Origin of the sequence: Plastoroseomonas hellenica (genome assembly GCF_018129085.1) — a bacterium.
Classification (GTDB): Bacteria; Pseudomonadota; Alphaproteobacteria; order Acetobacterales; family Acetobacteraceae; genus Plastoroseomonas; species Plastoroseomonas hellenica.
Genome location: NZ_JAAGBB010000028.1, coordinates 40,409 through 62,678, shown reverse-complemented (window position 1 = coordinate 62,678; position 22,270 = coordinate 40,409). Strand labels below are relative to the sequence as shown.

General features: G+C 68.2%; 19 protein-coding genes. 13 read left to right on the top strand and 6 right to left on the bottom strand.

Translation table 11 applies throughout. From position 1 onward, the window contains the following. Positions 1–21 precede the first annotated feature (21 nt). The 4 genes from GXW71_RS21705 to GXW71_RS21690 all read left to right on the top strand — a co-directional run bounded on the left by GXW71_RS21705 (position 22) and on the right by GXW71_RS21690 (position 3,030). The gene (locus tag GXW71_RS21705; protein ID WP_211854773.1) at positions 22–1,017 is read left to right on the top strand and encodes a tripartite tricarboxylate transporter substrate-binding protein; all 996 of its coding nucleotides are present in this window, start codon (positions 22–24) and stop codon (positions 1,015–1,017) included. Positions 1,018–1,031: 14 nt separating this feature from the next. After that, a complete protein-coding gene (locus tag GXW71_RS21700) occupies positions 1,032–2,072 on the top strand; it encodes an amidohydrolase family protein (RefSeq protein WP_211854772.1) in 1,041 nt (346 codons plus the stop codon). Positions 2,073–2,082: 10 nt separating this feature from the next. Beyond that, entirely contained in the window at positions 2,083–2,661 is a 579-nt protein-coding gene (locus GXW71_RS21695) for a histidine phosphatase family protein (RefSeq protein WP_211854771.1), read from the top strand. Between the two features lie 159 nt (positions 2,662–2,820). Then, positions 2,821–3,030: a hypothetical protein gene (locus GXW71_RS21690; RefSeq protein ID WP_211854770.1), complete on the top strand. Its 210-nt coding sequence runs from the start codon at positions 2,821–2,823 to the stop codon at positions 3,028–3,030. A 196-nt stretch (positions 3,031–3,226) separates the two neighbouring features. On the opposite strand, the gene GXW71_RS21685 is transcribed toward GXW71_RS21690, so the two are convergent. Next, the gene (locus GXW71_RS21685) at positions 3,227–3,688 is read right to left on the bottom strand and encodes a hypothetical protein (RefSeq protein WP_211854769.1); all 462 of its coding nucleotides are present in this window, start codon (positions 3,686–3,688) and stop codon (positions 3,227–3,229) included. A 193-nt stretch (positions 3,689–3,881) separates the two neighbouring features. Here GXW71_RS21685 and GXW71_RS35510 point away from each other — a divergent pair, with 193 nt between their 5' ends. After that, positions 3,882–5,942 (top strand): methyl-accepting chemotaxis protein, encoded by a 2,061-nt coding sequence (locus GXW71_RS35510; protein ID WP_211854768.1) that lies wholly within the window; start codon positions 3,882–3,884, stop codon positions 5,940–5,942. A 26-nt stretch (positions 5,943–5,968) separates the two neighbouring features. Here GXW71_RS35510 and GXW71_RS21675 read toward each other — a convergent pair whose 3' ends face one another. Then, a complete protein-coding gene (locus GXW71_RS21675; protein ID WP_211854767.1) occupies positions 5,969–6,535 on the bottom strand; it encodes a peptidoglycan-binding domain-containing protein in 567 nt (188 codons plus the stop codon). 565 nt (positions 6,536–7,100) lie between these two features. Between GXW71_RS21675 and GXW71_RS21670 the strand changes: the two genes are divergently transcribed. Together GXW71_RS21670 and GXW71_RS21665 are read left to right on the top strand one after the other, a co-directional pair. Then, complete coding sequence (locus GXW71_RS21670) at positions 7,101–8,603, top strand: tripartite tricarboxylate transporter permease (RefSeq protein WP_211854766.1); 1,503 nt, start codon at positions 7,101–7,103, stop codon at positions 8,601–8,603. Between the two features lie 131 nt (positions 8,604–8,734). Continuing rightward, complete coding sequence (locus tag GXW71_RS21665; protein WP_211854765.1) at positions 8,735–9,658, top strand: manganese catalase family protein; 924 nt, start codon at positions 8,735–8,737, stop codon at positions 9,656–9,658. 27 nt (positions 9,659–9,685) lie between these two features. Here the strand turns inward: GXW71_RS21665 and GXW71_RS21660 are convergent, their stop codons facing one another. After that, positions 9,686–11,041 (bottom strand): class-II fumarase/aspartase family protein, encoded by a 1,356-nt coding sequence (locus GXW71_RS21660; RefSeq protein WP_211854764.1) that lies wholly within the window; start codon positions 11,039–11,041, stop codon positions 9,686–9,688. Positions 11,042–11,215: 174 nt separating this feature from the next. Here GXW71_RS21660 and GXW71_RS21655 point away from each other — a divergent pair, with 174 nt between their 5' ends. The 3 genes from GXW71_RS21655 to GXW71_RS21645 all read left to right on the top strand — a co-directional run bounded on the left by GXW71_RS21655 (position 11,216) and on the right by GXW71_RS21645 (position 14,781). Further along, a complete protein-coding gene (locus tag GXW71_RS21655) occupies positions 11,216–12,469 on the top strand; it encodes an acyl-CoA dehydrogenase family protein (RefSeq protein ID WP_211854763.1) in 1,254 nt (417 codons plus the stop codon). Between the two features lie 66 nt (positions 12,470–12,535). Next, on the top strand, positions 12,536–13,705 hold the full coding sequence (locus GXW71_RS21650; RefSeq protein ID WP_211854762.1) for an acyl-CoA dehydrogenase family protein: 1,170 nt from the start codon (positions 12,536–12,538) through the stop codon (positions 13,703–13,705). A gap of 62 nt (positions 13,706–13,767) precedes the next feature. Continuing rightward, a complete protein-coding gene (locus GXW71_RS21645) occupies positions 13,768–14,781 on the top strand; it encodes a TauD/TfdA dioxygenase family protein (protein ID WP_211854761.1) in 1,014 nt (337 codons plus the stop codon). 13 nt (positions 14,782–14,794) lie between these two features. Here the strand turns inward: GXW71_RS21645 and GXW71_RS21640 are convergent, their stop codons facing one another. Together GXW71_RS21640 and GXW71_RS21635 are read right to left on the bottom strand one after the other, a co-directional pair. Continuing rightward, positions 14,795–15,775: a Bug family tripartite tricarboxylate transporter substrate binding protein gene (locus GXW71_RS21640; RefSeq protein WP_211854760.1), complete on the bottom strand. Its 981-nt coding sequence runs from the start codon at positions 15,773–15,775 to the stop codon at positions 14,795–14,797. A gap of 55 nt (positions 15,776–15,830) precedes the next feature. Then, entirely contained in the window at positions 15,831–16,709 is an 879-nt protein-coding gene (locus tag GXW71_RS21635; protein WP_211854759.1) for a TauD/TfdA dioxygenase family protein, read from the bottom strand. A 127-nt stretch (positions 16,710–16,836) separates the two neighbouring features. Here GXW71_RS21635 and GXW71_RS21630 point away from each other — a divergent pair, with 127 nt between their 5' ends. Then, positions 16,837–17,577 (top strand): IclR family transcriptional regulator, encoded by a 741-nt coding sequence (locus GXW71_RS21630; protein ID WP_211854758.1) that lies wholly within the window; start codon positions 16,837–16,839, stop codon positions 17,575–17,577. 76 nt (positions 17,578–17,653) lie between these two features. Here GXW71_RS21630 and GXW71_RS21625 read toward each other — a convergent pair whose 3' ends face one another. Next, positions 17,654–19,294 carry a flavin-containing monooxygenase gene (locus tag GXW71_RS21625; RefSeq protein ID WP_211854757.1) on the bottom strand — a complete coding sequence of 547 codons (1,641 nt, stop codon included), beginning with the start codon at positions 19,292–19,294 and terminating at the stop codon, positions 17,654–17,656. Positions 19,295–19,787: 493 nt separating this feature from the next. Here GXW71_RS21625 and GXW71_RS21620 point away from each other — a divergent pair, with 493 nt between their 5' ends. Both GXW71_RS21620 and GXW71_RS21615 read left to right on the top strand, forming a co-directional pair. Next, positions 19,788–20,825, top strand: coding sequence for a GHMP family kinase ATP-binding protein (locus GXW71_RS21620; RefSeq protein WP_211854756.1), 1,038 nt, complete (start codon positions 19,788–19,790; stop codon positions 20,823–20,825). Positions 20,826–20,836: 11 nt separating this feature from the next. Next, a complete protein-coding gene (locus tag GXW71_RS21615; RefSeq protein ID WP_211854755.1) occupies positions 20,837–22,246 on the top strand; it encodes a DegT/DnrJ/EryC1/StrS family aminotransferase in 1,410 nt (469 codons plus the stop codon). Positions 22,247–22,270 lie beyond the last annotated feature (24 nt).

Sequence of the window (22,270 nt, the reverse complement as noted above, 5' to 3'; positions counted from 1 at the left end):
CGAAATCCCCGGAGGAAACCCATGTCCCTGAATCCACTTCCGCCACATCGCGGCCTCGGTCGGCGCGGCGTACTGGCGGCGCTGCCCGGCCTGCTGGCCGCGCCCGCGGTGCTGGCGCAGGGCGCCTGGCCGAACCGCCCGGTGCGGGTCGTGGTGCCCTGGCCGCCGGGCGGCACGGCGGATATCGTGGCCCGCATCTTCTTCACCGCCGTCGCGCGCCATGCCGGGCAGGCTTTCGTCATCGAGAACCGCAGCGGCGCCACCGGCACGATCGGGGCCGCGAACGTCGCGCAGGCCGCACCCGACGGCTACACGGTGCTGCATTCCTCGACCGGGCTGTCGCTCGATTCCGTGCTCTTCCCCAACCTGCCCTACCTGGCGCAGCGCGACCTCGTGCCGGTCTTCCGCACCATCACCGTGCCGCAGATCGTGCTGGCGCATCCCTCGCTCGCCGCGCAGAACGCCGCCGAGCTGGTCGCGCTCGCCAAGCGCGCGCCCGGGACGATCGACGCGGCTTCGGCCGGCAATGGCTCGGTGCAGCATCTGGCGCTGGAGCTCTTCGCGCGCGAGGCGGGGATCAGCGTGAACCACATTCCCTATCGCGGCGGCGCGCCGGCCTATACCGATCTGCTGGCCGGCCGGGTGAAGCTCTATTTCGGCAATGCCAATGGTCCGGGCGCCTATCTGCGCGAAGGCAAGCTGCACGGCCTCGCCCATACCGGGCGCGGACGGCTGGCCGCCTTTCCGGAGATCGCGCCGCTCTCGGACACCGTGCCGGGCTTCGAGACCTATGAATGGAACGGCGTCTTCCTGCCAAAGGGCACGCCGGAGGCGATCGTCGCCCGGCTCAACGCCCTGCTGAACGCCGCACTCACCGATGCCGAGGTCGCCGACAAGCTGCGGGAGCAGGAGCTGCTGGCGGAGCCGAACACGCCGCAGGATTTCGCCGCCTTCTTTCAGCAGCAGAGCACGCGCTGGCAGGGCTTCGTGCGGGAGGCGAACATCCGGCTGGATTGAGAGCCTGATCCTGCATGCCCGCGAAGCCGCCGCATCCGCATCTCCCGGTCCGGGAGGATTGGCTGGCCCTGCACCAGGAGGAGATCCTGGAGCCGGCGCTGCCGATAATCGACCCGCATCACCATCTCTGGGAACGGCCGGGTAACCGCTACCTGTTCGACGAATTCCGGCACGATGCCGCCGACAGGCACGACATCCGCGCCACGGTCTTCGTGACCTGCCGCGCGATGTTCCGCGCCGACGGGCCGGAGGCGATGCAGCCGCTCGGCGAGACGGAATTCGTCAACGGCATCGCCGCGCAGAGCGCCAGCGGCCTCTACGGCACACTGCGCGCCTGCCAGGGCATCGTCGGCCACGCCGACCTGACCCTCGGCGATGCCGTGGCGCCGGTTCTGGAGGCGCAGCTCCGCATCGCCGGCGGGCGCTTCCGCGCCATCCGCAACAACACCGCCTGGCATCCGGATCCTGATATCCAGACCAACCCGATCAGGCCGCCGCCGGGCCTGCTGAGGGAGGCGCGGTTCCGCGCGGGCGTGGCGCGGCTCAGCGGCTACGGGTTGTCGCTCGACATCTGGGCCTATCACACGCAGCTCCCCGAGGTGATCGACCTGGCCCGCGCCTTTCCCGACCAACCGATGGTGCTGGACCATGTCGGCGGCCCGATCGGCATCGGCCGCTTCGCGGCGCGCCGCGCGGAGGTCTTCGCCGAATGGCGGCAGGCGATCCGCGACCTCGCGCGGCTGCCGAACGTCACGGTGAAGCTCGGCGGCCTGGCGATGGAGCTCGGCGGCTTCGGCTTCCACCAGGCGGCGACGCCGCCGACCAGCGCCATGCTCGCCGAGGCTTGGCGCCCCTATATCGAGACCTGCATCGAATCCTTCGGCGCCGACCGCGCGATGTTCGAGAGCAACTTCCCAGTCGACAAGGGCATGTGCGGCTACGCGGTGCTATGGAATGCCTTCAAGCGGCTCGCCGCCGGCGCCACCATCACGGAGAAGCGGGCGCTGTTCAGCGGCACCGCCGCGCGGGTCTATCGCCTGCCGCCGCCGTGCTGACGGCCGCGCCATGACGATCGTCCATTTCATCACCCATCCGGAAGTCACGATCGATCCCGCGATCCCGGTGCCCGACTGGCGCCTCTCCAACCGAGGCCTCGACCGCATGCGCCGGCTGCTGGACCACCCCTGGGTCGAGGCAATCGCTGCGGTGTTCAGCAGCGCGGAGCGGAAGGCCGGGGATGCGGTGGCGATCCTGGCCGGCCATCGCGGCCTGCCGGTCACCGTCATCGACGGGCTTGGCGAGAATGACCGTTTCGCGACCGGCTATTTGCCGCGGGCGGAGTTCGAGGTGGTCGCGGATGCCTTCTTCGCACGACCGCAGGAGAGCGTGCGCGGCTGGGAACGCGCCATTGACGCGCAGGCGAGAATCGTGACGGCAGTCGAGCGGGCCATCGCGCTGGCGCCGTCGGAGGGCGATGTCGCGATCCTCTCCCATGGCGGCGTCGGTGCGCTGCTGCTCTGCCATCTGAGCGGCGTGCCGATCATCCGCGCCGCCGACCAGCCCGGTGAAGGCGGCGGCAATGTCTTCACCTTCGAGGCCGCGACGCGCCGGCTGCTCTCGGGCTGGCGCCGCATGGAGGCGTGATGGCGCAAGAGAAACGAGAATGGGGCCAGGCGGTGCGGGCGGCGGGGCTGAGCGCAATCATTCGTTCGCGGCCATTCTTCCCCGGCTTGTTGCCCTTCCCCTGCGCCGTCGTTACCCCCAGATTCGCCAGCGTATGTCGCGGCATCACGGGAGGACGAGATGGGTGGCGATGATCTGAAACGCCGGGTCGAGCGTCAGCGGGCGGATGCCAAGGGGCTGTCCAAGCTCACCGTGCTGTGGCGCGGCGCCCGGGAAGGCGCCTCGGCCAATGGCGCAGACTGCGCCAGGAATGCGAAGGATCCGCTGCGTCGCCTGGAGCCGCTCCGGCGCCGGACCGGCGGCGCCCGGGACGCGGCCGGCGGGCAGTAGGCAGCGGCGCGCCAAGCCAAGCCATGCAATGAAAAAAGGGGCCCGACGCCGCAAGGCGCCGGGCCAGTTTTGGGAGGAAACGGAGGTCTAGGGTGCTCCGCCAAGCCGGAACCGCAGCGGAGCCACTGCAATGGAGCAGATCATCCGCGGCGGCGGCGTGACGCAGCGCACACGGCGTTTCCCGCCGCCGCCGCGGTCAGCGCGGCGGATATGGCCGCGCCTCGGCCGCGGTGCCCACGGTCGCGCACCGGTCGGCGAGCTCGGCCGTGCCGAGGAGCCAGTTCCGGCCGTAGAAGAAGGGCGTCCCAGCCTGCAGCCGGCCGTCCCCGTCGCGGCCATAGAGCAGCGCGAAGCGCACGATGCCGGCATCGGCATCCTCGAACTCCAGGGCGCCGCAGATGAGCGGCCCCCCTTCGCCCGGCAACGCGCCATCATCATGCACGCGGACATCGCGGAAGCGGAATTCGCGATCGGGGCCATCCGGGACGGCCATGGCGACATGCCAGAGCGCTGCCCGTTCCGCCCGGATGGAGGCCGCCCCGTCCTGCGCCCAGGCCGGGCAGGCGAGGCCCGCCAGCAAGGCGACGAGGACCGTCGTCTCCAGTAGGCGATGAAGCCGCGCGCGGGAAGCAGCATCGGGACTGCAGGATGGCGGCATCAGGGGTTTCCCCGTCAGGGTGACGCCGGTGCTCCTACAGCCTTCAATTCCCCCCGGAAGTGACGCGCGTCACCAGGAGCCTCCCCCGGCTGCCATTCGGCCGGCGCAGAAGGCATTTGGATAGCTCGCATTAAGCCCTTGGCAAACTTGGGCTGCGATGGTCCGGCCGTTTCTCAGTCCGGGATTATTCCGCGTGCGCATCACCAAAATCCTCCTCATCGGCTTCGCCGTGGTCGCGGTACCCGGCCTGCTCAGCTCCGGCTGGATCGCCTGGAACGCCTGGCAGGGGCTGGAACGCGCCCGCGGCGCCGAGGCCGCCGCCGACGCGCTGCGCGCCTCGATGCAGGCCCAGACGCTGTTCGCGGTCGAGAGCGGCGAGCTCAACAACGCCGCCCTCACCCGCCGCGCCGATGCCGAGCTGCTGCGCCAGACGGCCGCCCGTACCAACCAGCGCATCCAGGACGCCATGCGCAGCGCCACCGAAGCGGGCCTCGCCGTGCCGGATCGCGGCCTGATCGCCGGCCTGGACGCGCTGCGCCAGCGCATCGCCGCCAGCGCGACGGGCTCGGGCGCGCCGGATATCGAGCTCAGCCAGGCCGTGGTGCGGGTGCGGCGGGAAGCGGTCACCAGCCTCGACCGCATCAGCGTCGATGCCGATCGCCGCATCCAGGAACTCCAGCCCGCCATCGCGCCGCTGGCCCATGCCGCCTGGCAGATCATGCGCGCCCGCGACGAGGCCGGGCAGCGCAGCCTGATGATCAACCCGCTGCTGCAGAACCAGTCGGCGCCCATCGCGCCGGAGCGCTTGCGCGAATTCATGCTGCGCACCGGCCTCGTCGAACATGCCTTCGCCTCCGCGCGCCATGTGGCGCGCGATGCCGGCGAACAGGTGGCCGCCGCCTTCCGCGCGCTCGACGCCGGCTTCCTGGCCCAGGCCGAGCCGCATTACCGCAACTACGCGGCAATCATGCAGGCGCGGATCGGCGGCGCCAATACGCCCTGGCCCGATGACCTGGCCGGGCTTCGCGCCCGTGCGGTGCCGGCGCTGGCCAGCATCCTGCCGGTGCGCGACGCCCTGCTGGACGAAGCCGTGTCGCGCGCCCAGGCGCGGGCCGGCGCCGCGTGGATGACGATGCTGGGCGCCATCGCGCTGGTGGCCATCGCGCTGGCCTTCGCGGCGGGCGGGCTGGTCGTGGTGTTGCGGCGGATCGTCGCACCGATGCGCGGGCTGACCGCGAGCGTCACCGGCATCGCCGGCGGCGACCTCACCGTCGCGGTGCCGAGCCAGGATCGCACCGATGAGCTCGGCGAGATGGCGGGCGCGGTCGAGGTGCTGCGCACCGGCTCGATCGAGCGGCGCGAGATGGCCGCCGCCGCTGCCGCCGAGCAGGAGGCACGCGCCGCGCGCGGCCTGCGGCTGGAAGCGCTGCTGAAGGAATTCGAGGCCGAGACCGCCGGCGTGCTGCGCAGCGTCGCCGCCGCGGCGACCGAGCTGGATGCGACCGCCGCCTCCATGGCCGGTACCGCCGAGGATGGCGCCACCCGCGCCGCCTCGGTCGCCGCCGCCTCCGAGCAGGCGAGTGCCAATGTCAGCACCGTCGCCGCCTCCGCCGAGGAACTTGGTGCGTCGATCATGGAGGTGACGCGCCAGGTGCAGGCGAGTGCCGAGATGGCGCGCCGCGCCGCCGATACCGCGGGTGCGACCACCGGCATCGTGCAGAAGCTGTCCGATGCGGCGAACCGGATCGGCGACGTCGTGCGCCTGATCAGCGATGTCGCGGGCCAGACCAACTTGCTGGCGCTGAATGCCACCATCGAGGCGGCGCGCGCCGGCGAGGCCGGCAAGGGCTTCGCGGTGGTCGCCGGCGAGGTGAAGTCGCTCGCTGCGCAGACCGCGCGTGCAACCGAGGAGATCGCCGCCCAGATCACCGCCATCCAGGCCGAGACGGGGCGGACCGTCGATGCCATCGCCACCATCGCGGAAGCGATCCGGGAGCTCGACGTCGCGACCACCCAGGTCGCGGCGGCGTCCGAGGAGCAGTCGGCGGCGACGCGGGAGATCGGGCGGGCAGTCGCCGAGGCGGCAGCCGGCACCCAGGACGCCTCCCGTCACGCCGTAGGCGTGCGCGAAGGTGCCGAGCGCACCGGCCAGGCGGCCACCGAGTTGCGCGGCGCCTCCGGCGAACTCGCGCAGCAGGCGGAGAGGCTGCGCGGCCGGGTGGATAATTTCCTGGCCGATATCCGCGCCGCCTGAGAGGCCCTATTGGCCCGGCCGCACCGTCAGCGGACCGGGCCTTCGAGGTTGTTGGGGTCGAGGCCCATGGCCTGGGCGGTCGCCGGGTTGAGCTGGCCGGTCGGCTGCAGCCCGTGGCCCTGCTGGAAGCGCTCGATGGCGGCCTGGGTGCCCGGGCCCCAGAACCCGTCCACGGCGCCGCGATAGAAGCCCAGGTTCCGCAGCCGCGCCTGGAGGTTTTGTACGGCCAGGCGGCTGAGCGGGCCGGGCGCCGCTTCCGGCGCCGCCGCGGCCGGGCTGGCGCCGGCTGACAGCAACGTCCCGGTATTGAGGCCGAGCGTCATGGCGGTCACCTGGTTGAGCTGGCCGGTGGCCTGCAGGCCGTTCCTCTGCTGGAAGCGCTGCAGCGCCGCCTGGCTGTCGGGCCCCCAGACGCCATCCGCCCGGCCGGTATAATCGCCCGCCTGTCGCAGGCGTTCCTGCACCTGCATCAAGGCCGGCGGGGCCAGAGGCTGCACGTAGCTGAGCCCGGACACCGGCTGCGCTGACGCCGGCGATGCCAGCAGCGGTGCAGCCAGGATCAAGCCTGCCAGAACGTTCTTGACCGGCGTCATCGGCCTGCCTCCCTTTATCTGCTGGACAGCGTCACGCCACCGCGTGATCGCCGCCTCCCGCGATCTGGCGTGATCGCCGCCTCCCGCGATCTGCTCGCGTGGCAATGTTTCGCCTCAACACGGAAGCCGACCCACGGGTTGCAGGCGATGCGATCACGCTCGGGGCAGCCCTGGATCTGTCACGGATTTGTGAGATTAACCGCTGTTCACCTGCGCCGAGCGCTTCGCCATGGTGCGGCCAGCGAAGAATGCGAGCTGGGAAACGTCGCACGTGAGCCTGCCGGCCTCGAGACGGAGTGAACTCCGACCGGGAACGCCCCCCGATAGCGGGCTGGTGACGGCGCCCTGCATCCGGCTTGCCGGCGGCGTCTTCGGCAATGGCTTCGAGCATTTCTCCCTGCGCGGCAGCGCCCGAGCCTCTGAGGGCTACCGAAGTCAGGCCTTCGCCTGACCGCACCGGCGGACGCGCCAAGCGTTTCCGCCCTTCCTCATCCTCATCACCGCGCGACCGCACCGATGCCGGACACATGGCAGGCGGCTGCGCGGGCTTCGGGAACGCACCTCCATGCTGGAGAACCTCGCGCTCGGCTTCGATGTCGCGCTGAGCTACCAGAACCTGCTCTTCGCCTTCCTCGGCGCGCTCATCGGGACCGCAATCGGCGTGCTGCCGGGGCTTGGGCCCACGGCCACGATTTCCCTGCTGCTGCCGCTGACCTTCGGGCAGGAGCCGGTGACGGCGATCATCATGCTGGCCGGCATCTATTACGGCGCGCAATACGGCGGTTCGACCACCGCGATCCTGCTCAACCTGCCGGGCGAGATCTCCGGCGTGATCACCGCCATCGAAGGCCACCAGATGGCCCGCCAGGGCCGCGCGGGCGCGGCCCTCGCCGCGGCGGCGCTCGGGTCCTTCTTCGCGGGTACCGTCTCGACCGCGGTGGTGGCGGCGGCCGGGCCGGCGTTGACCGCGGTCGCGCTCTCCTTCGGGCCGCCGGAGTATTTCGCGCTGATGGCGCTCGGCCTCATCGTCTCCTGCGTGCTGTCGCAGGGCAATGTCCTCAAATCGGTGGCGATGGTGGCCTTCGGCGTGTCGCTCGGCTTCGTCGGCACGGATGTGCAGACCGGGCAGCAGCGCTTCACCTTCGGCGTCCCGGAGCTGTCCGACGGCGTCAACTTCGTCGTACTGGCCATGGGGCTGTTCGGCATTTCCGAGATCGTCGTCAATCTCACCACGCCGGAAAACCGGGTCGGCGCCGTCGCCAAGCGCGGCGCCCTGTGGCTGAGCAAGGAGGAGTGGCGATATGCCGCACCGGCCAGCGTCCGCGGCACCGTGCTCGGCACCATCCTCGGCATCCTGCCGGGCGGCGGCGCGTCGATCTCCGCCTTCGGGTCCTACATGCTGGAGCGCAAGATCACCCGCCGGCCGGAGAAGTTCGGCCACGGCGCCATCGAAGGCCTGGCCGGACCGGAGAGCGCCAACAATGCCGGCGCACAGAGCGCGTTCATCCCGCTCCTGACCCTGGGGATCCCGTCCAACGCCGTGATGGCGCTGATGACGGGCGCCCTGATCATCCAGGGCATCCAGCCCGGTCCGCGCATGATCGAGGCGCAGCCGGGCCTGTTCTGGGGGCTGATCTGCTCCATGTGGATCGGCAATGTCATGCTGCTGATCATCAACCTGCCGATGGTGGGCCTCTGGGTGCAGTTGCTGCGGGTGCCCTACAAGTACATGTACATCTCGATCCTGGTGTTCTGCTGCATCGGGGCCTACAGCTTGAACAACAACATCTTCGACATCTACGTGATGGCGGCCGCGTCGGTGCTGGGATACGTCCTGACACGGCTGCAGTTCGACAGCGCGCCGCTGCTGCTCGGCTTCGTCCTGGGGCCGATGATGGAAGAGCATCTGCGCCGGGCCATGCTGCTGTCGCGCGGCGACTGGATGACGTTCATCGAACGGCCGATCAGCGCCTCCCTCCTGGCGATCGCGGCGCTCGCCCTGGTGCTGATGCTCTCGCCCGCGCTCCGCAGGAAGAAGGACGAGGCCCTCGCGGAGGAGGCCACCTGAGCGGCAGGCGGAGGGCGCCCGGAGCAGGAACATACCCATCGGCAATGTGTTCCTGCCCGCCGCGAACTTCGCCCGTCCATCCGCCGTTCGGCCTGCGCGCAGCCTTGGTGCGCGACGAAGGAGGCCCTTCCATGTTCATGCGAGTGGACAAGCTGCAGATCGAGCTGCCGGCACCGAAGAAACGCGACCCGAACGCCGGCGCGGCACTCCAGGAACTGCTCGGCGGCAAGTACGGGGAGATGTCGACGCTCGGCAACTACATGTTCCAGAGCTTCAACTTCCGCAGCAAGGAGAAGCTGAAGCCCTTCTACAGCCTGGTCGCGGCCATCACCGCCGAGGAGCTCGGTCATGTCGAGCTGGTCAGCAATGGCGTCGCCATGCTGAACAACGGGCCGGACAGCGACCTCGATGAGAGCGACGGCGGCGACATCACCGGCGCGCCCTTCGAGGCGATGCAGGATATCCGCCTGGCCGCCAGCTTCCTGTCGAATGGTGGCGGCGCCATGCCGATGAACAGCAATGGCGCGTCCTGGAACATGGATTTCGTGACCACGACCGGGAATGTGATCTTCGACCTGCTGCACAATTTCCACCTGGAATGCGGCGCACGGCTGCACAAGCTGCGGGTCTACGAGACGCTGAGCGACCCGACAGGGCGCGAGGTCTGCGGCTACCTCCTGGTCCGCGGTTCGGTGCATGCGCATGCCTATGCGCTGGCGCTGAAGAAGCTGACCGGGGTCGAGATCGAGAAGATGCTGCCAACCCCCAATATCCCGCTCAGCAAGATCCCCGAATCCCAGAAATATCTCGAGGAGGGGTCTCATCGCCGGCTCTACCGCTTCAGCCCGAACGACTATGCGGAGATGGCCAGCATCTGGGGCCAGGGCGAGCAGGCCCTGCCGGGTGACCCGCCGGGCGAGCTGGAGCTCGTGGACGGCATGCCGACCGGCGGCAAGATCCATCAGCTCACCGGCGTTCCCTCGGCCTTCAGCCCCGATTACGCGCCCGAGGAGATGTTCGAGATCGCGCAGAAGCTCTACGCCAAGTCGCGATAGAGGAAGACAAGCGGCGGCTGCGCCAGGTCATGCCAGCGCAGTCGCCGCCTCCCGCGCGCGGCCGGCAGCGTCCCGCGCCATCTGCGCGCAGAGGCCGGTATAGCGCGTCGGCTCCAGCAGGGCGTCGATCGCGGCGCGGTCCAAATGCGCCGTCACGCGCGCGTCCGCACCCAGCAGATCGGCGAAGGATTGTCCCCCCACGGCGGCGGCCTGCGCCGCGTCGTGGACCACGTCATGCGCATGCTGCCGGCCGATGGCGCCGCCCAGTTGCAACATCACCGCTTCCGCCATGATCAGCCCGCCGCCGAGATCGAGGTTCCGCCGCATCCGCTCCGGCTTCAGGGTCATGCCCTCCATGATCATGCCGAGGCGCAGCAGCATGTCGCCGGTCAGGATGCAGGCGCGCGCCGTCGCTTCGCGGATCATCAACGCTGTGGTGCGGTCGGCCTCATGCTCGGCCTGCATCGCCTCCAGCGCCAGCGGCACGATGGAGCGGAGTTCCGCTGCGGCGGCCACGACATCCTGGCAGTAATGCGGGTTGCGCTTCTGCGGCATGGTGGAGCTGCCGACCGAGCCTTCCGGCACCGGCTCCTCCACTTCGCCGAACTCGGTCTTCATCAGGGTGTAGACCTCGCGCCCGATCTTGCCGCAGGTCGCACCCAGCATGCCGAGCAGCACGACGTATTCCGTGAGATGGTCACCGATGGCGCGGCCGGGGACGTTCATCGGCGTCATGCCGAGGTGTTTCGCGACCCCCTCCTGCACCGCGGGCCCGAGATCGCCGAGCGAGGCGAAGGTGCCGGCGGCGCCGCCGAGCATGGCGACGAAGACGCGCGGCTCCGCCGCGCGCAGCCGCTCCAGGTGCCGCAGCAGCTCATCGATCCAGACCGCGACCTTGAAGCCGAAGGTCGCCGGCACCGCGTGCTGGCCATGGGTGCGCGCCGCGATCACCATCTCCGCCCCGCGCTCCGCGAGGCCCGCCATCGCATCAAGCACGGTGCCGAGCTGGCGGAGGAAGATCCGGTGCGCCTGGCGCAGCACCAGGAGGTCGCCGGTCTGGGTGATGTTCTGCGTCGTGGCACCCCAATGCACCCAGCCGCCCGCGGGGTCGCCCACCACCCGCGCCAGCTCCCAGACCAGCGGCACCAGGGTGTGGGCGGTGCGGGCGGCGGCTTCGTCGATGCGGGCGCGGTCGAGCAATTCGAGCCTGGCACTGCGCGCGATCGGCGCCACCGCCTCGCGCGGGATCATGCCGAGATCAGCCTGGGCGCGAGCCAGTGCCACCTCCACGTCGAGCCAGGCCTGCCAGCGGTTCTCCAGCTTATAGAGGGCGCGGATGCCGGGGTCGCGCATGCGGGCCGCAGTCGATCGGTCGTCGCTCATGCAGCCTGCTTCCTCTCCCCGCCGCGGCCAGCGAACTCCTTCGGCCCGTCGCCCGCAAGCGCTCCCCTGCCCTTGACGCGCCTTGGCGTGCATTGCTAGCGTCCAGTGCAAATCAATAATCTGCACAGCAAATAAATAGAGCTGTCGCAGCCCTTTGGACTGACAGGAAACGCCATGCACTTCGGATACACCGAGCAGCAGGAAGCGCTCCGCCAGGATGTGCTCGCCTTCATCGCCGAACACGTGACCGAAGCGGTGCTGGCGGAGCGCGAGACCCAGGACGACATCCTGCCCGCCCCAGGCACCTACGGGTGGTACGGGCCGGAGATGATCGCGCTCTACAAGAAGATCCACGAGCGCGGCTGGCTCGGCATCGCCTATCCCAAGGAGTATGGCGGCCAGGGCGGCGACCGGCTCAGCCAGTATATCGTCGAAGAGGAATTCACCCGCGCCGGCATCAACATCGCGCTGAACGGCAGCGGCGCGCCGGCGATCATGGCGGCCGGCACCGAGGAGCAGAAGCAGTACTTCATCCCGCGGCTGATCCGGCGGGAGGTGTCGTTCTGCCTCGGCTTCACCGAGCCGCATGCCGGCGCCGACCTGGCCAATCTCCGTTGCCGCGCCACCCGCGACGGGGATCACTACGTCATCAACGGCCAGAAGATGTACACGACATCAGGGCATCTCTCGACCCACATCTATCTGATGGCGCGCACCAACCCCGACGCGCCGAAGCGCGAAGGCATCTCCATCTTCCTGATCCCGATGGACACGCCCGGCATCACGGTGCGGCCGCTCTGGACCATCCAGAACAACCCGCGCGCGCCGCACGGCACCACCTATGGCGAAGCGCGCACCAACGAGACCTTCTTCGACAATGTGCGGGTCCACAAATCAACGCTGCTCGGTGAGGAGAACAAGGGCTGGGGCGTCGCCGCCGCCGGCCTGAACCTCGACCGCGTGGGCGCCGGCCGCTATCTGATCTCGGTGCGCCGCGATGAGGACATCGTCAATTTCGTGAAGGCGCGCCGGCCCGGCACCGAGCATCTGGCCGACAATGCCGCGCTCCGCGACAAGATCGCGGAGATGTGGATCGAAGCGCAGGTCTGCCGCCTGATGACCATGCGCAGTATGTCGATCGTCCAGCGCGGCGGCAGCTTCACCTACGAAGGTTCCGCCGAGAAGATCTGGGCGCCGGATCACGGCGTCCGCGTCACCGAGGCGGTGACGCAGATGCTCGGCCCCTATGCGCAGCTCCTGCGCGGCTCCCCGCACGCGGTCGAGGATGGCGTCTTCGCGCATAATGTCCTCGGCGCCTTCCAATCCGGCATCAACCATGGCGGCGTCACCATCATGCGCGACCAGGTCGCGCGCCGCGGCCTTGGCATGCCGGCGCCGCGTTCGCCCCGACGGCCTGCGAACGGCTGATCGCGACGCGACCCAGACCAGACACGCAAGACGAAACCAGAAATCTTCCAGGGACGGACTGTCGCAATGGATGTCCTGCTGACCGAAGAACAGGAAATGGTGCGGGATTCCGCACGCAGCTTCCTCGGTGCCGAATGCACGCCCGCCCTCGTCCGGCGCATGGAAGCCGACCCGCTCGGCTATGATCCCGGCCTCTGGGCCAAGGCGGCCGAGCTCGGCTGGCCGGGCATCTCCCTGCCCGAAGCCTATGGCGGCTCCGGCCTGCCGCTCGTCTATCTCGGCCTCATCCTGCAGGAGGCCGGCCGCGCCCTGGCACCGCTGCCGCTGCACAGCACCGTCACGGCCGCGCTGACCTTGGCCGAAGCCGGCAGCGCGGCGCAGCGGCAAGCCCTGCTGCCGGATGTCGTCGCCGGCCGGACGATCCTGACCTGGGCCTTCGCCGAAGCCGATGCGCGCCAGGATCCGGCAGCGATCCGCATGACGGCCCGTGCCGAAGGCGACAGCTTCGTGCTCGACGGCACCAAGATGTTCGTCGACAATTTCCGGGCCGCGCAGTTCTGCCTCGTCGTCTGCCGCACCGCTCCTGCCAGCGCCGCGACCACCGGCCTCTCCCTGTTTCTGGTGGACACGGCCGCCGCCGGCATCACGGAAACGCCGCTGGTGACGACGGCCAAGGACCGGCAGAGCGAAGTCGCCTTCCGCGACGTGCGCATCCCGGCCTCCTCCCTCCTTGGCCCGCTGCACCAGGGCTGGCCGATCGCCGAGCGCATGCTCGACCGCGGCTGCATCCTGCTCTCAGCGCAAATGCTCGGCGCCGCCCGCCGCGACGTGGAGATGGCGGTCGAATACTCGAAGATGCGCGAAGCCTTCGGGCAGCCGATCGGCGCCTTCCAGTCCATCCAGCACATGTGCGCCGACATGATCATCGGGATCGACGGCGGCGACCTGCTCACCTTCGAAGCGCTCTGGAAGATGGACGAGGGCCTGCCCTTTCAGGTCGAGGTGTCGCAGGCCAAGGCCTTCTGCAACGAGAAGTGCCTGGCGGCGGTGCGCAACGCGCAGATCATCCATGGCGGCATCGGCTTCATGATGGATCTCGACCTGCACCTCTGGTATCGGCGCGTCGCCGCCTGGAGCATGCGCCTCGGCACCACCCACGAGCATCGCGCCCGGGTCGCGGCGGCGCTGATCGATCACCCTGGCCAAGTCATCCTCGGCCGCCCGCTGCCCGCCTGACCTGGCTCGGCGGGCAGGGAATGCCCTAAGCTTTCATCGACGACATCGGGATGAGCAGCGGCATGACCGGCAGCTTCGACGTCATTGGCCCGTTGGAAGGCGCAAGCTTCGGGGGGCAGGTCAGCCTTCGGGGCGGCGGCGGCGGCGCCGCCCTGGTCGAGGCCGCGGAGAGAGAGCCCGCTACCCTCCCCCGCCTGCTGGACGACAGCCACGGCCTGCTGCTCATCACGGGCATGGAGGCGATGGCCGGGCAGCCGGAATTGCTGCTGCGGCTGAGCCGCATCTTCGGCCCCGAGGTGGAGAATTACCGCGAGACCGGCATGCCCCCGAACATGGTGCACCCGACCGTGCCGGAGATCTTCGTCGTCTCGAATACGCCGCCCGTCGGCCGCGCCCCGCCCGCCCTCCCCGACCCGCCGCTGACCGCGGATGGTAGGCTGCCGGTGCAGTACCCGCACCGCCATGGCTGGCACACCGACCAGAGCTTTCGCCGCCCGCCGCCCGACATCTCGCTGTTCCTCGCGGTGCTGCCGGTGCCGCAAGGCCAAGGCCAGACCCTCTTCGCCGATGGCATCGCCGCCTATGACGCGCTGCCCCAGGATCTGAAGCATCGCATCGAAGGGCTGGACGGGCTGCATGTCGGCTCCGGCGCCGGCCGCCGGCGGGAGGCGGTGCGCGCCGGCACGCCGCCGCGGCCGCTGGCGGCGTGGGAGAGGCCGCAACCCCAGCCGCTCGTCCGCATCCACCCGGTGACCGGGCGCCGCGCCCTCTATCTCTGCGAGCATGGCCAGATGGACTGGCTGGAAGGCCCGATCCTCGGTCTGGAGCCTGGTGCCGATGGTGAGGGTGCGCGGTTGCTGGATGCGCTGATGAGCCATCTCACGCAGCAGCACTTCGTCTATGTGCATGAATGGACGCAGGGCGACCTGGTGATCTGGGACAATCGCTGCCTCGTCCATGCCGCGACCTGGTTCGACGCAGCGAAGGAGGCGCGGGTGATGTGGCGCACCACGGTCAGCGGCAATCCCGGCGCCGCCTATGCCGGCGAGGCGAAGAGCTGGCTGCTGACCGCCTGAGCCGTGGCCCCGGTCAGTCCCGCGCGGTGATCTCAGCGGCTTCGATCACCCGCCGCCAGCGCTCCAGATCCTGGCGCAGGAAGCCAGCATAATCGGTGGGCGAGGAGGCGGAGACGCTGCCGCCGAGCCCGCGGATGCGCTCCATCGTTTCCGGCCGCGCCAGTGAAGCGCGCAGCGCATCATTCAGCTTCGCCACGATCGCCTGCGGCATATGCGCGGGGCCGACGAGGCCGAGGCCCTGGATGTAATCCTCGAAGCCGGGATAGCCGATCTCCCGCATCGTGGGCACGCCGGGATAATCAGGGCTGCGCTCCGCGGTCGAGACGGCGAGCGGGCGGAGCTGGCCCCGCGCCACATACTCCTGGATGCCGATCATCGGATAGAACATGAAGGAGACGCGGCCGGCGATCACCTCGCTGAGCGCTGGCCCATTGCCGCGGAAGGGCACATGCGTCATCCGCGTGCCCGATCGCGTGGCCAGCAATGCGGCCGCGAGATGCGCGGAGCCGCCATTCCCCGCCGAGCCATAGGTGATGCCGTCGGGTGAGGCCGCCGCGGCCGCCACCAGCTCCGGCAGGGTATTGTAGGGTGTGCCCGACCCGGTCACCGCGATCAGCGGCAGCAGCGCCACCAGACCGATCGGCGTGAAGTCCTCCAATGGCTTGTAGCTGTTGTCCGGCATCAGGATCGCGTTGACGCTGTGCGAGAGCGTCGCGAGCAGGATGGTGTAGCCATCCGGCGCCTCGCGCGCCACGAACTGGGTCGCGATCAGCGCATTCGCGCCGGTGCGGTTCTCCACCACGACGGGCCGGCCCAGGCTGCCGGACATGTCCTGCGCGATGATGCGCGCGATCACATCCGTCGGCCCGCCCGCGGCGAAGCCGACCACCAGCCGGATCGAGCGGTTCGGATAGGCGCCCTGCGCCGCCGCCGGCAGGGCATGCCAGGGCGACGCCAGCCCGATCGACGCGGCAAGGGCGGTCCGGCGCTTCATGGGCCTGTCTTGCATCGACGGTCCCCCTTCCTTCCCGCGGCCAGGCGATGCCGCATCAGGCGGCGAGCCGCGCATAGTCGAGCGTCGCCATCACCTGGACCCGGTGGATCAACCGCGGCTCGTCCGTGGTGTAGTCGGAGACGGCGTTGTGGGTGGTGCCGATATTGTCCCACATCAGCACGTCGCCGGGCGTCCAGCGGTGGGAATAGAGATATTGCGGCTGCGACTGGTGCTTGAAGAGGTAGTCGAGCATCGCATCGCTCTCCTCCGGCGCCATGCCTTCGATGCGCACGGCATAGCCGGGGTTGCAGTAGAGCACCCGGCGGCCGGTGATGGGATGAACCCGGAAGATCGGCTGCGACACCGGCGGCTTCTTGCGACGCTGCTCCTCGGTCAGGGGCTTGCGGCCCGATCCCGGCCGGGCGCGCATCACCTCCCAGAACTTCTCGAAGTCGTGGATAGCGGTGCGGCCCTCGAGCCGTTCCTTCACCTCGCGCGGCAGGTCGTCATAGGCGGCGTGCATGTTGCGGAACTGGGTGTCGCCGAGCGGCCGCCCGTCCCGCATCGGCACCTGCTTGGCATGCAGCACATTGGCCAGCGCGACGTCGTGGCTGTAGCTCATGTCCGTGTGCCAGCCCTGCCCGGCATCGTTCAGCCCGATCGGCTTCCCGTCCCGGCGGATGTTGGAGAGGACCATCACCTCGGGATGCCCCTCGGCATGGAAGGCATTGGCCACGTTGATCTCCAGCTCGCCGAAGCGGGAGCCAAAGGCGGAGAGCTCGAACGGCTCCAGCGACTGATCCGGGAAGCACAGCACGCCGTGCTCGCCGAGCGCCCGCAGGATGGTGCGGAAGCTGTCCTCCGCGAGCGGCTGCGCGAGGTCGATGCCGAGCACGCGCGCACCCAGGCCTTCATTGTTCCGCGTGATCCGCATCGCTTCCTCCTGGCCCGCTTTCGCCTGTTGGCAGGATGAAACGCGCGCGCCTCGCCGAGGGTCAATCCCTGATGCCACAGATCCGAAGCAGTTTCACATATGTGGAGCAGCGCGATATCCTTCCCCAATGGAGAAGGTTGTCAAATCGGCCGGGCGGGTACTGGAGATCTTCGAGTTCTTCGCCCATCGGCACGCGCCCGCTACCGTGTCGGAGGTGGCGGCGGCGCTGGAATTCCCCCTCTCCTCGACCTCGGTCCTGCTGAAGTCGCTGCTGTCGCTCGGCTATCTCGAGCACAATCCGCGGTCCCGGGAATACCAGCCGACCATCCGCTTCGCGGTGCTCGGCACCTGGATCTTCGATCGCCTGTTCTCGGACGAGGCGCCGATACCGCGCCTGATGGACGAGCTGCAGGCCGAGACCGAGGAGACCATCGTGCTCGCCATGCAGCACGGGCTGCATGTGGACTACATCCGCATCCTGCAATCCATCGCGCCGGTGCGCTTCCACATCAAGCCCGGTTCCCGGCGGCCGATCTGGCGCCCTGCTGCCGGGAAGGTCCTGCTCGCGCAGCAGAGCGATGCGGAGGTCTCGGCGATGCTCCGCCGCGTGAATGCCAGCCGGCCCGAGAGCGGCCCCGTTCCGATACGCGCTTTCCTCGCGGAGCTCGCCCGGATCCGCCAACAAGGCTACGCCATGAGCGAGGCGTCCGTCGTGCCGGATACGGCGATGATCGCCATGGCCTTGCCGGTGCCGGGCGGCCATCGGCCGCTGGCCCTCGCGGTCAGCGGGCCGCTCACCCGGATGCGGCGGAACCGCCGCGGCATTCTCCGGCTGCTCGCGACCAAGCTCGAGGGGTTGCGGCTCTGAGCCGGACGCGCTGATCTTGTCAGTGGCGCGTCCGATTCAGACCTCCGGGCCCTCCAGCCCTCCGATCATCGGACGCTCAGGCCAGCACCAGTTCCGCGTAGCCGCGGTCGGCAATGCCGTTCGCCCAGGCGCGGTAGGTCGGCGCGCTGCCGGTGTAGCGGGCGACGACGCGGGTCTGCCGGCCGGCAACGTTGCGGTTCACCCCGGTCATCCAGCTATCCACCTCCATGGAAAGCAGGCCCTGGGCCACTTCCATGACGTGGTCCATCCATCGGGCGACCGCCTCGGGCCGTGCCTCGACATAGGTGAGGCTGTTCTCCTGGAGATGGCGCAGCAGCCGGGTCACCCAGTCCACGTTGAACTCGATCGAGCGCGGGATATTGCCGAGGGCGGTGTGCGGGCCGAGCAGCATGAACATGTTGGGGAAGCCGTCCTGCAGCATGCCGACCAGGGAGGTGGCGCCGTCCTGCCACTTCTCCTTCAGCGTCGCCCCCTCCCTGCCGGTGAAGTCGATGCGGTCGAAGGCGCCGCGCAGCGCATCGAAGCCGGTGGCGTAGACGATGATGTCGAAACCGTATTCGGCGTCCGAGGTCCTGATGCCGGTCGGCGTGATCCGCTCGATCGGCGTCGCCCTGGTGTCGACCAGCGCCACGTTCGGCTGGTTGTAGCATTCGTAATAGCGGGTCTCGAGCGGCACGCGGCGGGTGCCGAAGCCGTGGTTCTTCGGGATCAGCAGCTCCGCCACCTTCGGATCCTTCACGCGCTGGCGGATCTTGTCGGCGACGAAACGGGAGATCTCCTCATTCGCGGCGCGGTTGGTCAGGATGTCCTTGAAGTTCCCGACCCAGATGCCGAAGCCTCGCTCCGAGTACAGCTTCTCCAGGAAAGCCTCCCGCTCTTCGGCCGAGACGTCGAAGGTGTTGCGCGGGTCCGGTGTGTGCAGGAAGCAGGAGAAGGTCTCGTCGCAGCGCCGGAAGATCTCGTCATACCGGGCGCGGATCGCCGCCATCTCCTCGGGCGGGATCCTGCCGTTGTGCAGCGGCGCGCACCAGTTGGGCGTGCGCTGAAAGACGGTGAGCTGGGCGGCGGTCTTCGCGACCTCCTGGATGGTCTGCACGCCGGAGGCGCCGGTGCCGATGACGGCGACGCGCTTGCCGGTGAAATCCACCGGCGCCTTCGGCCAGAGGCCGGTGTGGTAGGCCTCACCCTCGAACGCATCCATGCCGGGAAAATCCGGCATGGTGGGTGCCGACAGCGCGCCGATGGCGGTGATGAGGAAGCGGGACCGGTGGCGACTGCCGCTGTCTAGCGTGACGGTCCAAAGGCGGTCCACCTCGTCCCAGCGGGCGGCTTTCACCCGGGCGCTGAACTGGATGTCCCGCCGGAGGTCGTATTTGTCGGCGACCAGGTTCAGGTAGCGCTCGGTCTCCGGCTGCGGGGCGAAATGCTCGCTCCAGCTCCATTCCTGCAGCAGCTCCTTGTCGAAGGAGAAGCCATAGGAATAACTCTCGGAATCGAAGCGGCAGCCGGGATATCGGTTCCAGTACCAGGTGCCGCCGACGCCAGTACCGGCCTCGAACACCCGCACCTTCATACCGAGCTCGCGCAGCCGGATCTGCTGGTACAGGCCCGACATGCCGGCGCCGATGATGATGGCATCCCAGGTAGCGGAGGCCGCTCCGGTGACAGGTGAGGTCTGCAGGGTGGCGGGGGTCATCGCGATCCTTCTCCTGGCCATGGTCGGGTGCGGGCCAAGGGACGGTCAACCCCTGGCACAGGTCGGGAGCATGGCTCGCGCCAGGGCTCGATGTTCCTGCATCCGGCGCCGACCGCGCTTGCAGTCCTGCTGACCGACGCTGATCACCGCGGCGGCGCGAGGCTTGCGACCCCCCGGTCCCATCAGCTTCTGAATGATTGTAGTGCCCGCAAGCATGCAACCAATGCGAGTATAATTCGCAGCTCAATTGGCGGTTGATGAGGGGACATTCGACTTCACGAACCGAATATCGCCACATTTGTCTCTGGCCATTTACTTCTGTTGCGGATATGACATTCTCAACCTTACGGAAGTTTAATCGAGTCCCGCTGACACGCGCAGGAAGTGGAGACCGCCTCCACAGATGGCGCCCCAGCAAGCTCGCAAAGAAAAAACCGGTCAATGGATGAGGCATGGCCACTCGCGCGACACGTGGCGTTTTCGGGGAGAGAACATGATTATCGTGCGCGCGCCGCTTCGGGTCTCCTTCTTTGGCGGCGGAACGGATCTTCCCGCGTGGTTCAATCGCCCGGAGCGAGCGGCAGTCCTTTCCACTACGATCAACAAATACGTCTATGTACAGTTGCGTCGACTTCCTGCAGTTTTCGATTTCAATTACAGAATTGCATGGGGCATGCTTGAGGAGGTAAAGACCGTACGAGAAATAAAGCATCCTGTCGTTCGCGCCCTCCTGGAATATTACGATCAGGATGGTGAATCCGGATACGAGATAATCTATAATGCCGACCTGCCGTCCAGAACCGGGCTCGGGTCCAGCTCCGCCTTTACCGTGGCGCTGCTGAACGCGTGGTTCGGGAATCACGAGCGCCTGTGCTCCAAGCGTTTCCTCGCGCAACAGGCCATCTTCCTCGAACAGGACCTTCTGAAGGAGACGGTGGGTTCGCAGGATCAGGTGGCTGCCGCCTATGGCGGCTTGAACCGAATCGACTTCCTGCCTGGCGGCGATTTCACAGTATCCACTCTGCACGTTCCAGCAGAGCGCCGAAACGAGCTGCAGAACAGCCTGATGTTGTTCTTCACCGGATTTGCTCGTTCGGCACCCGAAATCGAGAAAATGAAGGTCGCTCGCTATGAGGAGCGGGTTCAGAATCTTCGGACAATGCATGCGATGGTTGGTGAAGGAGAGCGTATCCTCTCCGACCCCAGGCGCGAGATTTCCGAGTTCGGAGACCTGTTGCACGAAGCCTGGATGGCCAAGCGGTCGATCGATCCTTCGGTTTCCAACAGCGTCATCGACGAAGCCTACGACACAGCCCGCGCCTACGGCGCGCGCGGCGGGAAACTCCTCGGCGCAGGAGGCGGCGGCTTCCTCATGATGCTCGTACCGCCGGAGCGTCAGGCAGCCGTCAAGGAGGCGCTACGCTCGCTTACTCATGTCCCGTTCCGCATGGAGCGCGAGGGGGCTTCCGTCGTGCTCTACAATCCGGAGCTCGCTTCCAACTACCTCGCCGCCGAAGCGCGCGTGTGCTGAGGGAGGCGATCATGCCCGACGATCTGCACACGCCCGAACGCGACGTCGTCAGCCATCTGCCCTTTCACGCCACGGCGAAGGACTCGCTCTGGGCAGGATTGGAACGCGCGCTCGACAACCGGACCGGCATACTCTTCATCACCGATGATGCCGGCATTCTGCTCGGACAGGTCACGCTCGATGCCATGCGGGCCGCCATTCAGAAAGGGGCTCATCTGCATGCGATCACACTCGGCGAACTCGCGGCATCGACCGACACTGTGTCGTCGCTCGAGCCGGTGCTCGATCCATCAGGCCGACTGACCGGCGTGGTCGAGCGGGGTGATCGTCGCGGGCTGGCCATCGCTGAGCCAAATCTCTCGCATTCGGAGTTCCGCAATCTGCTCGATGCCTTTCTGTCCACCTGGATCTCCTCGGGCGGGGAGTATCTGCGCAGCTTCGAAGAACGCTTCGCCAATCGCTGCGGCGCCGCATATGGCGTCGCCACCAGCAACGGCACTGTCTCGCTGCATCTTGCGATGGCGACCCTCGGAATCGGAGAAGGGGATGAAGTGATCGTCCCTGACCTCACCTTTGCTGCCTGCGCGAACACCGTCATGCAATTGGGCGCGCGGCCGGTCCTGGTGGATATCGACCCCGTGACCTGGTGCCTGTCCCCCGACACGGTCGAGCGGGCCATCACGCCGCGCACGCGCGCCATCATGCCTGTCCACCTGTTTGGCAGGCCAGCGCCCATGACCGAGATCCGCGCGCTCGCGGATGCTCATGGCCTTTTCCTCATAGAGGATTGCGCGGAAGCGCCCGGTGCCCGCTACGACGGCAGGCCGATCGGCGCCTTCTCCGATATCGCCAGTTGCTCCTTCTTCGCCAACAAGATCATCACGACGGGTGAAGGCGGAATCTGCGTCACCAACGATCCCGATATGGCGCAACGTCTGCGGATGCTGCGCGACCACGGCATGCGGCCGGAGCGGCGGTATTGGTTCGAGGAAGCCGGCTTCAATTACCGGATGACGAACTTGCAAGCATCCATCGGCTGCGCGCAACTCGATCGCATGGACGCGCTGATCGGGGAAAGGCGTGAGATCCACCAGCGCTATGTCGCAATCCTGCAGAATATTCCAGGCGTCGGCTTCCCCCCGGCGATGGATACCCGGTCGGAGCCCGTCATCTGGTTTTCCTGCGTGACCGTCCCAAGCGAGGCGCGGCCCGCCATCATCAAAGCTTGCGCCGAACGACGGATCGATCTCCGCCCGTTCGTCAACAGCCTGTCGTCGATGCCGGCCTATCGGCGGTTCGCGCGGAAATGCCCGATCAGCGGTCACGTATCGAGGACTGGCTTGCACCTGCCGACGTCCCGGATGCCCGACGCGCGTCTGCTTGCCAGCATGGAAGCGGCCTTCCGCTCGGTTCTGGCATAGCGGTGTGCTGACGCTCCGGAAACG